The 14,114-nt window shown below is 51.4% G+C and carries 15 protein-coding genes; 5 read left to right on the top strand and 10 right to left on the bottom strand.

Annotated features, from left to right (window positions below):
* Positions 1-170 precede the first annotated feature (170 nt).
* The 5 genes from cysZ (at position 171) to crr (ending at position 5,123) form a co-directional block, all read left to right on the top strand.
* A complete protein-coding gene (cysZ, locus tag QRY16_RS11735; protein ID WP_193404685.1) occupies positions 171-938 on the top strand; it encodes a sulfate transporter CysZ in 768 nt (255 codons plus the stop codon).
* A gap of 141 nt (positions 939-1,079) precedes the next feature.
* A complete protein-coding gene (gene cysK, locus QRY16_RS11730; RefSeq protein ID WP_289776689.1) occupies positions 1,080-2,051 on the top strand; it encodes a cysteine synthase A in 972 nt (323 codons plus the stop codon).
* A 384-nt stretch (positions 2,052-2,435) separates the two neighbouring features.
* Positions 2,436-2,693, top strand: a complete 258-nt coding sequence (gene ptsH, locus QRY16_RS11725) for a phosphocarrier protein Hpr (protein ID WP_003848868.1) — start codon at positions 2,436-2,438, stop codon at positions 2,691-2,693.
* A gap of 159 nt (positions 2,694-2,852) precedes the next feature.
* Positions 2,853-4,580 carry a phosphoenolpyruvate-protein phosphotransferase PtsI gene (gene ptsI / locus QRY16_RS11720; RefSeq protein WP_289776688.1) on the top strand — a complete coding sequence of 576 codons (1,728 nt, stop codon included), beginning with the start codon at positions 2,853-2,855 and terminating at the stop codon, positions 4,578-4,580.
* Positions 4,581-4,622: 42 nt separating this feature from the next.
* Positions 4,623-5,123: a PTS glucose transporter subunit IIA gene (gene crr, locus QRY16_RS11715; protein WP_193404683.1), complete on the top strand. Its 501-nt coding sequence runs from the start codon at positions 4,623-4,625 to the stop codon at positions 5,121-5,123.
* A gap of 70 nt (positions 5,124-5,193) precedes the next feature.
* Here the strand turns inward: crr and QRY16_RS11710 are convergent, their stop codons facing one another.
* The 10 genes from QRY16_RS11710 to QRY16_RS11665 all read right to left on the bottom strand — a co-directional run bounded on the left by QRY16_RS11710 (position 5,194) and on the right by QRY16_RS11665 (position 13,954).
* Positions 5,194-6,540, bottom strand: coding sequence for an ATP-binding protein (locus QRY16_RS11710; RefSeq protein ID WP_289776687.1), 1,347 nt, complete (start codon positions 6,538-6,540; stop codon positions 5,194-5,196).
* Positions 6,537-7,217 (bottom strand): response regulator transcription factor, encoded by a 681-nt coding sequence (locus QRY16_RS11705; RefSeq protein WP_193404681.1) that lies wholly within the window; start codon positions 7,215-7,217, stop codon positions 6,537-6,539. The genes QRY16_RS11710 and QRY16_RS11705 overlap by 4 nt, the downstream gene beginning before the upstream one ends.
* A 171-nt stretch (positions 7,218-7,388) precedes the next feature.
* The gene (cysM, locus tag QRY16_RS11700) at positions 7,389-8,270 is read right to left on the bottom strand and encodes a cysteine synthase CysM (protein WP_289776686.1); all 882 of its coding nucleotides are present in this window, start codon (positions 8,268-8,270) and stop codon (positions 7,389-7,391) included.
* Between the two features lie 80 nt (positions 8,271-8,350).
* Positions 8,351-9,439, bottom strand: a complete 1,089-nt coding sequence (gene cysA, locus QRY16_RS11695) for a sulfate/thiosulfate ABC transporter ATP-binding protein CysA (protein WP_289776685.1) — start codon at positions 9,437-9,439, stop codon at positions 8,351-8,353.
* On the bottom strand, positions 9,429-10,304 hold the full coding sequence (gene cysW / locus QRY16_RS11690) for a sulfate/thiosulfate ABC transporter permease CysW (RefSeq protein WP_289776684.1): 876 nt from the start codon (positions 10,302-10,304) through the stop codon (positions 9,429-9,431). Before cysW ends, cysA begins: the two co-directional genes overlap by 11 nt.
* On the bottom strand, positions 10,304-11,137 hold the full coding sequence (cysT, locus tag QRY16_RS11685; protein ID WP_289776683.1) for a sulfate/thiosulfate ABC transporter permease CysT: 834 nt from the start codon (positions 11,135-11,137) through the stop codon (positions 10,304-10,306). Before cysT ends, cysW begins: the two co-directional genes overlap by 1 nt.
* Positions 11,137-12,153: a sulfate ABC transporter substrate-binding protein gene (locus QRY16_RS11680; RefSeq protein WP_289776682.1), complete on the bottom strand. Its 1,017-nt coding sequence runs from the start codon at positions 12,151-12,153 to the stop codon at positions 11,137-11,139. The genes cysT and QRY16_RS11680 overlap by 1 nt, the downstream gene beginning before the upstream one ends.
* Before the next feature lie 239 nt (positions 12,154-12,392).
* Positions 12,393-13,010: an RpoE-regulated lipoprotein gene (locus tag QRY16_RS11675; RefSeq protein WP_289776681.1), complete on the bottom strand. Its 618-nt coding sequence runs from the start codon at positions 13,008-13,010 to the stop codon at positions 12,393-12,395.
* A gap of 64 nt (positions 13,011-13,074) precedes the next feature.
* Positions 13,075-13,533, bottom strand: a complete 459-nt coding sequence (locus tag QRY16_RS11670; RefSeq protein ID WP_419776127.1) for a DUF2919 family protein — start codon at positions 13,531-13,533, stop codon at positions 13,075-13,077.
* Positions 13,529-13,954 carry a GNAT family acetyltransferase gene (locus QRY16_RS11665; RefSeq protein WP_289776679.1) on the bottom strand — a complete coding sequence of 142 codons (426 nt, stop codon included), beginning with the start codon at positions 13,952-13,954 and terminating at the stop codon, positions 13,529-13,531. The genes QRY16_RS11670 and QRY16_RS11665 overlap by 5 nt, the downstream gene beginning before the upstream one ends.
* Positions 13,955-14,114: the final 160 nt, after the last annotated feature.

Genomic DNA, 14,114 nt, shown 5'->3' with positions numbered 1-14,114 from the left:
TCTAACTGTATTTGCCCTGCTACACAAGTGCAAGTCTGTGCAGTATTTTCTGACAAATAAGATAGGCCAGCCACGCTTTTTCGCTGTTTTTTTACCCAAATGGCATCTGATCAGGTGTAAAAGACAGGTTATGATGGTCGCGCCACAACATCTTCAGGAGAATTGCCTTTATGGATCGTGCGAAGTCTGTTTCATCGTTTAACGGCGTGCACTATTTTAGCCAGGGCTGGAAACTGGTTCGTATGCCAGGGATCCGCCGTTTTGTCGTTATCCCGCTATTGGTTAATATCGTGATGTTGGGCGGTGCGTTTATCTGGTTGTTTTATCGCCTTGGCAACTGGATCCCACAGCTGATGGCACAAATCCCTGACTGGCTGCAATGGCTGAGTTATTTACTGTGGCCGCTGTCGGTCATTTCTATCGTGCTGGTGTTTAGCTACTTTTTCTCAACCATTGCAAACTGGATTGCTGCCCCGTTTTGCGGCTTGCTGGCGGAGCAACTGGAAGGCCGTTTGACCGGCGCGCCCTTACCGGACGGCGGCTGGCTGGGCATGATAAAGGATATTCCCCGTATCATGAAACGCGAGCTGCAAAAGTTAGGCTATTACCTGCCACGCGCGTTTGGTTTATTGCTGCTTTATTTCATTCCCGGCTTTGGTCAAACCGTTGCGCCACTACTATGGTTTTTGTTCAGTGCGTGGATGCTGTCGGTACAATATTGCGATTATCCGTTTGATAATCATAAAGTCAGCTTTCCGCAAATGCGTAATGCGTTGCGCCAGCATAAAACGGCCAACATGCAGTTTGGTGCGCTGGTAAGCCTGTTCACAATGATCCCGGTTCTCAACCTGGTCATTATGCCGGTTGCGGTCTGTGGCGCTACGGCGATGTGGGTGGATCGCTACCGCACTCAGCTGGCTCAGGTCAACCTGCGTTAGACTTATCAGCAGGCCTTATGCATTTTTCATCAGGGCTTATTGCCACCTGACATATAGATATGCCATTTCTTTCCTTCCGCACGTAGACAGAAAAGGTATGCTCTGAGGGTTCCCAATAATTCATACAGTTAAGGACAGGCTATGAGTAAGATCTATGAAGACAACTCTTTGACAATTGGTCATACGCCCCTGGTTCGACTGAACCGCATCGGTAACGGCCGCATCCTGGCGAAGGTAGAATCCCGTAACCCGAGCTTCAGCGTTAAATGCCGTATTGGTGCCAATATGATTTGGGACGCAGAGAAACGCGGTATTCTGAAACCAGGCATTGAGCTGGTTGAACCCACCAGCGGTAATACCGGTATCGCGCTGGCTTATGTCGCAGCTGCACGCGGTTACAAACTGACATTGACTATGCCAGAAACTATGTCGGTTGAACGCCGTAAGCTGCTGAAAGCGCTGGGGGCGAAACTTGAGCTGACCGAAGGCGCTAAGGGCATGAAAGGCGCGATTGCCAAAGCCGAAGAGATCGTCGCCAGTAACCCCGATAAGTACGTGCTCCTGCAACAGTTCAGCAACCCTGCCAATCCAGAAATCCATGAAAAAACCACCGGCCCAGAAATCTGGGAAGATACGGATGGGGAAGTCGATGTCTTTATTTCAGGCGTAGGTACGGGTGGGACCTTAACCGGCGTAACCCGCTACATTAAAAACACGAAAGGTAAACAAGATCTCATTGCTGTCGCAGTTGAGCCGACCGATTCTCCCGTCATTGCTCAAGCGTTAGCAGGCGAAGAAATCAAGCCTGGCCCACATAAAATCCAGGGCATTGGTGCAGGTTTTATCCCAGGTAACCTTGATTTAAACTTAATCGATCGCGTGGTGGCTATTTCTAATGACGAAGCGATCAGCACCGCTCGCCAGCTGATGGAAGAAGAAGGCATTCTGGCCGGTATCTCGTCAGGCGCGGCTGTGGCTGCGGCGCTGAAGCTGCAGGAAGAAGAAGCCTTCGCCAATAAGACTATCGTGGTTATCCTTCCCTCTTCCGGTGAACGCTATCTCAGTACCGCGCTATTTGCCGATCTCTTCACCGAGAAAGAGCTTCAGTCGTAAGGCTATTGTCTGAAAATGCCGAAAAAGCACCCATCCGGGTGCTTTTTTGTGGTTCAGATCTCACTTTCATTACCCGATGGATTGATTTCAGTGATACAGCTCTGGTATTTAGACAGCCAATTATTTCGATGCCTGAAATTAATCCACTTTTGAAGTGGATCATGCTGAACCAGTTTATTGATTTGGCGAAACGGCAAATCACGGCATAATTAACACAGAAAGCATTCAGACTTGTTGGATGCTTTAGTGGAATGACCAAACGCATTCAAGCGCATTAATTGGTCAGTATGAGGCTATACCAGCGCGCCGACACAGGCTAAAGTGATGGCTCCAGGCTAGACTTTAGATTCACAATACTAATCACGATAACGTTGGGGAAATAGAATGTTCCAGCAAGAAGTTACCATTACCGCACCAAACGGTCTGCACACTCGCCCAGCTGCGCAATTCGTAAAAGAAGCCAAAGCTTTCCAGTCAGAAATCACCGTGACCTCTAACGGTAAATCAGCAAGCGCAAAAAGCCTGTTCAAACTTCAGACATTAGGTCTGACTCAGGGCACCGTTGTGACACTTTCTGCGGAAGGTGAAGACGAACAGAAAGCCGTTGAACATCTGGTTAAACTGATGGCTGAACTGGAGTAATCTCCACTTCGCTTTCAGACAACTGACTCCTCTGGGCCATTGGGTGCAAGCACCTTGATCGCGGACAATCTGTCCGCGATATTATTTCCGTAGAGTACGTGTCCCGAGACAATGGCATCGCAAAGAGTCAATCAGCCATCGTGATAAAAAGGTAAGGTTATGATTTCAGGCATTTTAGCATCACCAGGTATCGCTTTCGGCAAAGCTCTGCTGCTGAAAGAAGATGAGATCGTCATCAACCGCAAAAAGATTTCTGATGACCAGGTTGAGCAGGAAGTTCAGCGCTTCCTCGATGGCCGCAGTAAAGCGGCCCTTCAACTGGAAGCTATTCGAGTAAAAGCGGGTGAATCCCTCGGTGAAGAGAAAGCTGCCATCTTCGAAGGCCACATCATGTTGCTGGAAGACGAAGAGTTAGAACAGGAAATCATTGACCTGATCAAGAAAGAGCATGCCAGCGCAGATGCTGCCGCGTATTCTGTGATTGATGGCCAGGCGAAAGCGTTAGAAGAGCTGGATGACGAATATCTGAAAGAGCGTGCCGCAGATGTGCGTGACATCGGTAAACGTTTGCTGCAAAACATCTTAGGTTTACATATTGTTGATCTGAGCGCGATTCAGGAAGAATCCATTCTGGTAGCAAAAGATTTAACGCCGTCAGAAACCGCCCAGCTGAATCTGAAAAAGGCGCTGGGTTTTATCACCGATCTGGGTGGACGGACTTCCCATACCTCAATTATGGCGCGTTCACTTGAGATCCCCGCCATTGTCGGTACTGGTAACGTTACTGCTTCTGTTAAAAACGGCGATTTCCTGATTATTGATGGGGTAAATAACACTATCTACGTCAATCCGAGCGAGGAAAAACAGGAAGAACTAAAAGCGGTACAGACGCAATATCTGTCCGAGAAACATGAATTAGCCAAGCTGAAGGATTTACCCGCTATTACGCTGGATGGTCATCAGGTTGAAGTGTGCGCCAATATCGGCACAGTACGCGATATTGCCGGGGCTGAACGTAACGGCGCGGAAGGCGTGGGCTTATACCGTACTGAATTCCTGTTTATGGACCGTGACTCACTACCCACCGAAGAAGAACAGTTCCAGGCTTATAAAGCCGTAGCGGAAGGCATGGGTTCCCAGGCGGTTATCGTACGTACGATGGACATCGGCGGCGATAAAGACCTGCCTTACATGAACCTGCCAAAAGAGGAAAATCCTTTCCTCGGCTGGCGTGCGATTCGTATCGCCATGGATCGTAAAGAAATTCTTCATGCTCAGCTGCGCGCCATCTTACGCGCCTCCTCCTTTGGCAAACTGCGCATCATGTTCCCGATGATCATTTCGGTTGAAGAAGTACGCAGCCTGAAGGCAGAACTGGAGATGCTGAAAGCGCAACTGCGTGAAGAAGGCAAAGCCTTTGATGAGTCAATTGAAGTCGGCATTATGGTAGAAACGCCCGCTTCTGCCGTTATCGCGCGTCATCTGGCGAAAGAAGTTGATTTCTTCAGTATTGGGACAAATGATCTGACGCAGTATACTCTGGCGGTTGATCGTGGTAATGATTTAATTTCGCACCTGTATAACCCAATGACACCGTCGGTGTTGGGTTTGATCAAGCAAGTCATTGATGCTTCTCATGCTGAAGGCAAGTGGACAGGCATGTGTGGTGAGCTGGCGGGTGACGAACGTGCTACACTACTGTTACTGGGAATGGGGCTGGACGAATTCAGCATGAGTGCCATTTCTATCCCAAGCATCAAGAAAATCATTCGCAATACTCGTTTCGAAGATGCGAAGGAGTTGGCAGAGCAGGCTCTGGCCCAACCTACAGCGGAAGATTTAATGAACTTGGTTAACAAGTTCATCAAAGAAAAAACGCTCTGTTGATCCGCGAAATGCTGGCCCCAAATTACTGCTTAGGAGAAGATCATGGGTTTGTTTTCTAAACTTTTTGGCGAAAAAACAGATAGCTCAGGGACAATTGACATCGTCGCGCCTCTGTCAGGCGAAATCGTGAACATTGAAGACGTACCAGATGTGGTGTTTGCAGAAAAAATTGTTGGTGACGGCATCGCTATCAAACCAAACGGCAACAAAATGGTTGCACCGGTAGATGGCACCATCGGCAAAATTTTTGAAACCAACCACGCTTTTTCAATTGAATCTGATAACGGTATTGAGCTGTTTGTTCACTTCGGCATCGACACGGTTGAATTGAAAGGTGAAGGTTTCAAACGTATCGCTGAAGAAGGCCAGAAGGTCAAGAAAGGCGATGTGGTTATCGAGTTCGATTTACCGTTGCTGGAAGAGAAAGCAAAATCAACCCTGACGCCAGTTGTCATCTCCAACATGGATGAGATCAAGGATTTGACCAAGCTGTCTGGCCAGGTCACCGTCGGGGAAACCCCGGTGATTCGCATCAAAAAGTAAATGACATCAGATAAAAAACGGCACCTTCGGGTGCCGTTTTTGTTGCTATCTAAAATCAACCTGTGCCTTATTACGGCTGCCAGCGAGGCAAGCGAATGGTCAGTTCCAGCCCCCCCTCTGGCAGGTTTACAGCTTTAATTTCGCCATGGTGCGCTAATACCACTTTGCGCACAATTGCCAGCCCCAAACCATAACCCTTGCCCAACAGCGGCGATTTCACCCTTACGAAGGGATCAAAAATACTGGAGAGTTTTTCTTCATCAACGCCCGGTCCCTGATCGCGTACGCGGATCGCCAGCCACTGATCTTCTGCCTGCAATCGCACCTGGATGTGTTGCCCTTTCAGTGAAAAACGCAGCGCATTGCGCAGCACATTTTCAACGCCGCGACGAATCAACTCCGCATTGCCGCGCACGGTATAATCCGCACTTTCATCAACATGAAAATCGACTTTCACTCCAGGGATCTGTGCCTCATAACGCACATCGGTAACCACCGCATGCAGCAGGCCCGTCAGATCAAAGTATTGCTCATCTGGCATGCTTTCGTGCTCGGCACGCGACAACGTAAGCAATTCGCCGATCATCTTATCCAGTCGTCGCGCTTCTTCGTCGATGCGGTCCAGCGAAGCATGGACGCTTTCAGGGGTTTGTCGTGCCAGGCCGGTTGCCAGCTGCAAACGCGCCAGCGGCGAGCGCAGCTCATGAGAAATGTCGTGCAACAGTTCTTCGCGGGCGCGTACCAGCGTATCCAGCCGCTCGACCATCGCATCAAACGCTTGCGCCACGGTAGAGAGCTCATCGTGGCGTTTACGCATTACAGGATAAAGCCGAACGCTTAAATCTCCATCAGCAACGCGAGAAAAGCCTTCGCGTAGCTGGCGCATTGGCCGCGTCAGGTTCCACGCCAGCAGAAAACTGAACAGCAGCCCCACCGAACCGGCAAAAATAAACAGGGGCTCTGGGATATTCAGAAAGTCGCGCGGCCCGTCCATTCGGCTGTCCTCGCGCATCCCTTTGACGTCATAGCGCAGCTCGTACTGCTTACCATCCGCCCCTTTTACCCATCGCACAATCACGTCAGGGACATGGCCTTCGAAAGGCGGATTAAATCCTTCCGGCAGCACTTCACCTTTTATCGGCCTGTTATGCTGAATGATTTTGAAAAACTGGCGATCGTTGGGTTCCCAGTCAGCCATCATGTCATCCAGCGAGCCCAGCCCGCCGCGCTCCAGCACTGAAACCGCAGATGCCATTTGTAAATTCACAATACGGCGGATAGCAACAATTTCTGGCGGCTCATGGCGTTTACCAGAGAGGGTAAAACCCAGCCAAATCAACTGACTAATAATAACGAACACGACCAAAAAGCCGATAAGGATCTTCCAGAACATCCGTCCGCGATAGCTATATTTCATCGAATGCGATAGCCGATGCTGCGTACCGTTTCAATATTGACGCTTTCGGCCGTCAACGCGCTTAATTTCTGTCGAATATTACTGATGTGCACATCTACGCTACGATCGTAGGCTTCCCGTGGCCGTCCCAACCCCTTCTCTGACAGCTCATCCTTTGATACCACACGGTCCGGCGCACGCAGCAGCAGATCGAGCAGATTGAATTCTGAAGCGGTAAGATCAAAGACTTTGCCCTGCCATTCGGTGATACGGGTAGCAGGATTTAGCGTCAGTTCGCCCCAGCGTAGCAGCTCTTTCTTATCGGGCAATGGCGCTTGTTCTTCAAAGCGGCGCAGTACCGCACGCAGACGGGCCACCAGTTCACGTGGATAGCACGGTTTCGGCACATAATCGTCAGCGCCCATTTCCAGGCCGATAACACGATCAATATTATCGCCTTTGGCCGTCAGCATGATCACCGGCAAACGGCTGTTCTGGCGAACCTGGCGTAATACATCAATGCCACTCATGTCTGGTAGCATGATGTCGAGAATCATTGCCATATATTGTCCAGAAAGCGCGCCTTCAATGCCCGCGCTCCCGGTTAAAACCAGTTGTGCATCAAAGCCTTCCGCAATCAGGTATTGGCTTAACATCGTACCCAGTTCTAAATCGTCATCAACCAGCAGGATTTTCATGTTTATCTTCTCGTACAAAATTGCGGCTATTCTGTCCTGAGCCAGCCTCGGACGCAGCCGGTTTTACGCGATCCTTACAGAATCGGCGCCAGAAATTTCTCAGGCTGACTATAGACAAAAAAGGCCTGTCAGCACCAGCAGGGTGCGAACAAGCCTTTCAGGACAGGAGAATTATTGATAAATGCCGGTTGAAAGGTAGCGATCGCCGCGATCGCAGATGATAGCGACGACCACGCTACCGGGATGCGCAGCAGCGATGCGTAATGCGCCAGCAACGGCGCCACCCGAACTCACGCCACAGAAAATGCCTTCTTTTTTCGCCAGCTTGCGCATGGTGTCCTCCGCTTCCTGTTGCGACATATCCATCACATCATCGACCAAATCAGGACGATAAATCCCTGGCAGGTACGCCAGCGACCAGCGACGAATGCCAGGGATATTGCTGCCTTCGCTCGGCTGCAAGCCTATGACTTTTACCTCGGTTTTCTGCTCTTTGAGGTAGCGTCCGACGCCAGTGATGGTGCCCGTGGTGCCCATGCTGGAAACAAAATGGGTCATGCGCTGACTGGATTGCTGCCACAATTCCGGCCCGGTGGTTTGATAATGACCTAACGGATTATCGGGATTGTTGAACTGATCAAGCACCAGCCCTTCTCCACGCGCCGCCATCTCCTGTGCCAAATCTCGTGCGCCTTCCATGCCCTGCTCGCGACTCAACAGTACCAGCTCGGCGCCGTAAGCCCGCATTGCATCCTGCCGTTCCTGACTCATGTTTTCGGGCATCAACAAACGCAGACGATAGCCTTTCATCGCAGCGATCATCGCCAGCGCAATGCCCGTATTGCCGCTGGTTGCTTCAATAAGTTGATCGCCAGGTTTGATGTCACCACGCAGCTCGGCCTGATTAATCATCGACCAGGCGGCACGATCCTTAACTGAACCGGCCGGATTATTCCCTTCCAGCTTGAGCAAGACTTCGCTGCCGTTAGCGGGCGTCAGACGCTGTAGTTTAATCAGCGGCGTATTGCCGATGGTGTGTTCGAGAGTCGTCACTTTCATTCCCGGTGCAAATTAAGAAAAGGCGAGGCAAAAAAAGGGCGGGATCTTCTCCCGCCCTGTATTGAAAAAAAATATCAGGCGCTTTCAGCAAAGGCAACAGCGCGTAATGGCTGGGCCCCCTGATAGAGGCGCGCCTGCTGCAAACCGACAAACAGCCGCTCGCCGCGAACCGGTGCAGACTGATCACCTTCAAATACCAGCGAGAATGGCTCGCTCTGCCAGCCACTCGGCTGCACAACCAGTTGCCAGAAGTGACCGCGCGGGCTGACTTCCATAATCTGGACGGGCAGCGGCGTTTCAAGGCTGCTCTGGCGTGATACATCAAGTTCCCAGGGGCGCAGGAACAGATCGACGTTACCCTGAAGTGCTGGCGTATAATTCAGCGGCCAGTGATGGGCACCGACGTAGAATTGTGAACCGCGCACTTCGCCATCGAAACGGTTTACTTCGCCGAGGAACTCCAGTACGAAACGGGTGGCAGGATCGCGCCATACATCGTCTGGTGTGCCAACCTGTTCTATATGGCCCTGGCTCATCACGACCACGCGGTCAGCGACTTCCATCGCCTCTTCCTGATCGTGAGTAACGAATACGCTGGTGAATTTTAACTCTTCATGCAGCTGGCGCAGCCAGCGACGCAGCTCTTTACGCACCTGCGCATCCAGCGCGCCGAACGGTTCATCAAGTAACAGGATTTGTGGCTCAACGGCTAAGGCACGCGCCAGCGCCACGCGCTGTTTTTGTCCGCCTGAAAGCTGAGCCGGAAAACGGTTCGCCAGATGGGACAGTTGCACCATCTCCAGCAAACGCGTCACGCGTTGTTTAATCTCAGCAGACGATGGACGCTCACGGCGTGGCAACACACTCAGGCCAAAAGCGATATTGTCAAACACTGTCATATGCCGGAACAGCGCATAGTGCTGGAACACAAATCCAACCTGACGATCGCGCGCATGCAGGGTGCTGACATCTTTATTGTGAAAACGAATCTGTCCGCTGTTTTGATGTTCCAGCCCGGCAATAATACGCAGCAGCGTGGTTTTACCTGAACCGGACGGCCCCAGCAGCGCCACCATTTGGCCAGAAGGAATATCTAAAGAGATGTTATTCAGTACCGATGTGCGACCAAATGATTTATTGATCTGGTTAATCTCAATGCTCATGATTTTCCTCCTGTTGCAAGCGCTTGTGCTGTTGCTCTAAACGCCATTGCACAATGCTTTTCAGAAACAGTGTCACTATCGCCATCAGGGTCAGCAATGCGGCAGCGGTAAACGCGCCAACGGTGTTGTAGTCCTGATGCAGTAATTCAACCTGAAGTGGCAAGGTGTAGGTTTCGCCACGGATCGATCCCGAAACCACCGAGACCGCACCAAACTCACCAATGGCACGCGCATTAGTGAGTACCACGCCATATAACATGGCCCAGCGAATGTTCGGCAGCGTCACGCGGCGGAACATCTGCCAGCCGGATGCACCCAAAAGCACTGCGGCTTCGTCTTCATGACTGCCCTGGCTCAGCATCACTGGCACCAGCTCACGCACCACAAATGGACACGTCACAAATACCGTCGCCAGCACCATGCCGGGCCAGGAGAACATGATCTGGATGTTATGCGCATCCAGCCAGCCGCCTGCCGGGCCGTTAACGCCCCAGAACAGCAAATACATCAGCCCCGCCACTACCGGCGAAACAGCAAAAGGAATATCAAACATCGTCAACAGCAGTTGACGGCCAGGGAAGGTAAAGCGTGTCACCAGCCAGGCCAGCAGCGTACCGAATACCAGGTTAACCGGCACGGTAATCAGCGCCACCAGAACGGTCAGCCAAATCGCGTGCAGCATATCGCTGTCGGTCAGATTGCTGAAGGTCAGGCCTAATCCCTGATGGAGCGCCTCATAGAAGATGGACGCCATTGGCACCACCAGCAGCAGAATTGAAACCAATGCTCCAATACCAATTAACAGCCATTTACCCCAGTTTACCGGCTGGCGGGCAGCATGATTAAGTTGCGAAATCTCTGCCATTAATGGCCTCCCAGGCGACGACCAAAGCGGCTCTGCAATGTATTGATAGCGAACAGTAACAGCAGCGATGCAGCCAGAATCACCGACGCGATAGCGCTGGCAGCCGGGTAATCAAACTCCTGCAGGCGAACAAAAATCATCAGTGACGTCACTTCGGTTTTCCAGGCGATATTACCGGCGATGAAGATCACCGCGCCAAACTCGCCCAGGCTGCGGGTGAACGACAGTGCCGTTCCGGCCAGTAACGCGGGCGCGACTTCCGGTAGCACCACGCGGCGAAAGCTCTGCCATGGCGTAGCGCCTAACGTCTGTGCGGCTTCTTCATATTCCGGTCCTAACTCTTCCAGCACCGGCTGCACGGTACGCACCACAAACGGGATGCTGGTAAAAGCCATGGCGATGGCGATACCTATCCAGGTGTAGGAGATTTTGATGTCAAAATGGGCAAACCACTGTCCGTACCAGCCGTTGACCGAAAACAGACCGGCCAGGGTTAAGCCCGCGACTGCCGTTGGCAGCGCAAACGGCAAATCCATCAGACCATCCAGAATGGTGCGACCCGGAAAACGGTAGCGCGTCAAAATCCATGCCATCAGCATACCGAACACCGCATTAAACAGTGATGCCACGCCCGCAGATAACAGCGTCACTTCATAGGCAGCAATCAGCTGTGGATTAGTAATCACATCCCAGTATTGCTGCAGCGTCATTTGCGACAACTGCATGATCACCGCGCTGATGGGCAACAGCAGAACCAAACAGGTGAACAGCAGACTGGTGCCAAGGCTGAGACCGAAGCCGGGCAGAACCCGTTTTTGGCTGGCTGCAAACATTATCCGCGCCCCGCCGCTAACAGTTTGTCCAGTTCGCCGCCGCTGGCGAAGTGGGTTTTCATCACGTTATCCCAGCCGCCGAACGTCTCCTCTACGCGAAACAGTTCAGTTTGTGGAAAGCGTTCTTTCTGTTCAGCCATCAGCTGTGGGTTGTTCACGCGATAGTAAAAGTCGGTAATAATTTTTTGTGCTGCTGGCGTATACAGGAAATGAAGATAGGCTTTGGCCGCGTCCGCAGAGTTATTGTGCTCAACATTTTTATCGATCCACGCCACCGGGAACTCCGCCAGAATATCGGTTTTTGGCACGACGACCTGGTAGGCATCTTTGCCGTATTGATTGCGAATGTTATTCACTTCAGATTCAAAACTGATCAGTACATCGCCCAGCCCGCGCTCGGCAAAGGTCGTGGTTGCGCCGCGTCCGCCGGTATCAAATACCTCAACGTTTTTCAGAAACTGCGTCATAAAAGCTTCGGTTTTGGCGTTATCGCCGCCGTTCGCTTTATTCGCTGCGCCCCATGCAGCCAGGTAGGTATAACGTCCATTACCGGAGGTTTTTGGATTGGGGAAAACCAGCTTCACGTCTTTACGCGTTAAGTCGGACCAGTCATGGATTTGCTTTGGATTACCCTTACGTACCAGAAACGCCATGGTGGAATAAAAGGGTGAGCTGTTATTGGGCAGACGATTTTTCCAGTCGGCTGGGATCAGGTTGCCTTTGTCATGCAGCACCTGCACGTCTGTCACCTGGTTATACGTCACGACATCGGCGCGTAGACCTTGCAGAATAGCTAACGCCTGCCGGGATGAACCCCCATGTGACATTTTAATCGTCAGCTTGTCGTTCGGATGGCTGGCATCCCACTGTTTTTCAAAAGGCGCATTCAGGGCAACAAACAGCTCACGCGACACGTCATACGAGCTGTTAAGCAGTTCAGTTGCGTTGGCTGCGCCCATCAGGCTCAGTGACAACGTGATACCGCAAACGATTTTTTTCATCGCTTTACTAGTCATTTGGCACCCTGAAAAAGTTTGATGCGGAACGCCTCCGCTATATGCCCAGTTTATTTATAACTCAGGGAAAACCTGTAACGGTTTTATATATCGTTTGATGATTTCAAAGTCGAAAAAAGCATAAGACAGCGGCAATGTTTATGCGGGAATTGAGAATAGCGAGAAAGGAGCGATGCAGAGGAATTGTTGTGCCTGAGCAGATCAGGCAAAGGCTGGCTTGCCGCCAGCCCAGTGTGCAGTTAACGCTGCCAGATGATTTTGCTTAACGTCCAGCTCTTTAAGGTGTCATCGGATGGCATCAAACCCTCTGGACCATGCCATTCACCGCTGTAGACGTAGCGCAAGTGCTGACTGCCTGGCGCATGGCATTCCACATCCCGGCTATCCAGACCAGAAGCCAGCGTGCAGTTGTTAAAAGCTTTGCTGAATTTGTTGCTGAAGGCGTCACCGATTTTGCTACCGTCGGCGCTGACAATGTCGCTGTCCAGCACGTCAATCCGCTCAACGCGCGTTTGCCCGTAAATCACCAGCTTCACCTTATCGTCATCCAGCGCCTGCCAGAAAGAGATAACCTGACCGTTCTGACCACGCATTCCCTGACGCAAGTCATAATTCCCCTTTAACCCTTCTTTGATGCCGCTTTCACTCATAGGCGTTGACGCGGTAAGCCCCCCGACGCCTTGCCCGGTGACGGTCAGTGAAGAACTAAACCAGTTCCACGGTAATGCCGAAGACCAGTGATAACTCAGCGGATTCCACCAGCTTGCCTGCTGGCTGCTGTTAGCGCCGGAGCCGGAACTGGCGCAGCCGCTCAACATAACGGCGGCAATCAGTAGCGTGGAACGAACAGCTTTCATGAAAACTCCTGTTAACGAAATACATAATGATGGAACTGGTTGGAGTCGCAAAGCGGCAAAAAGTTTATTCGAGCTGATGTTCAGGCAAAAAACAGTCGCGCAAGCGCGTATTAAACTGGAGCCAGAGTAGCGCCAGCAGATCAAAACTCGCCAGCAGCAATGGCAGCGGCGAGCGAAGCAAATCGCTTTGTGCAAACTGGACGCCTTGCCATAGCAGATTGACCAGCAGCGATAGCACCAGCACGCTGTGACCGCATTGCCATATACGTGGCCAACGCGCGCGATAACCGGTCAGCAGCATGCCGAACAAGGCGGGAGCACCTGACGCCAGGCCAATCCAAAATGCCTGTCGATCGGGATAAAACAGCGCCAGCAAATCATTGCCCTGCTGACGCGACGCGCCTGCCATCACCAGCAACAACCACGTTCGCGCCAGTAACAGTAAAATCAGCCAAAAAAGAAAGGGCAGCCGCAGCTGTCCTTTGCCGTCATATTCGTCCGGCAAATATTTCAGTCCATTAATACTCACGATCTTCAATCAACCGTTTGCCAAAAAGCAGCGCATCTACCGGCTCGTAATCCAGTTTTTCATAAAACGCCACGACCTGATCATTCTCTTCCCGCACCATCAAATGAATTTTCGGGCAGCCCCGTGCAATGAGTTTTTTCTCCAGGCGATTCATCAGCGCGTTGGCAAAGCCGCGCCCCTGATAATCAGGATGTACCGCCAGATAATAAGCGGCACCGCGATGACCATCATAGCCTCCCATCAGGGTACCAACCACTTCCCCGCCAACTTCAGCCACAAGGAAAAGTTCGGGATCGTGATTCATCTTACGTTCAATATCCATCTCTGGATCGTTCCACGGCCGTAATAAATCGCAACGTTCCCAGAGCGTAATCACTTCTTCAAAATCTTCCTGGCGGAAGGCGCGAATTTCCATGTTCTTTACCTGCAATTAAGCACAATTTGCTGATTATCACGCATTCTTTGCGTCGTGCAACCCTGTAAAAGCCGGGTCTGGATAAAAAGTACGGTTTTTTCTGTTAGCGAGCTGAAATACAAAGTAAAGCCCTGAAATGACTGGACGCTCGCGAGCGGTA

It is taken from the genome of Mixta mediterraneensis, from assembly GCF_030283135.1.
Lineage (GTDB): Bacteria > Pseudomonadota > Gammaproteobacteria > Enterobacterales > Enterobacteriaceae > Pantoea > Pantoea mediterraneensis.
Note: the sequence above shows the minus strand (reverse complement) of the source record. Positions and strands in the feature narration are given on the sequence as shown.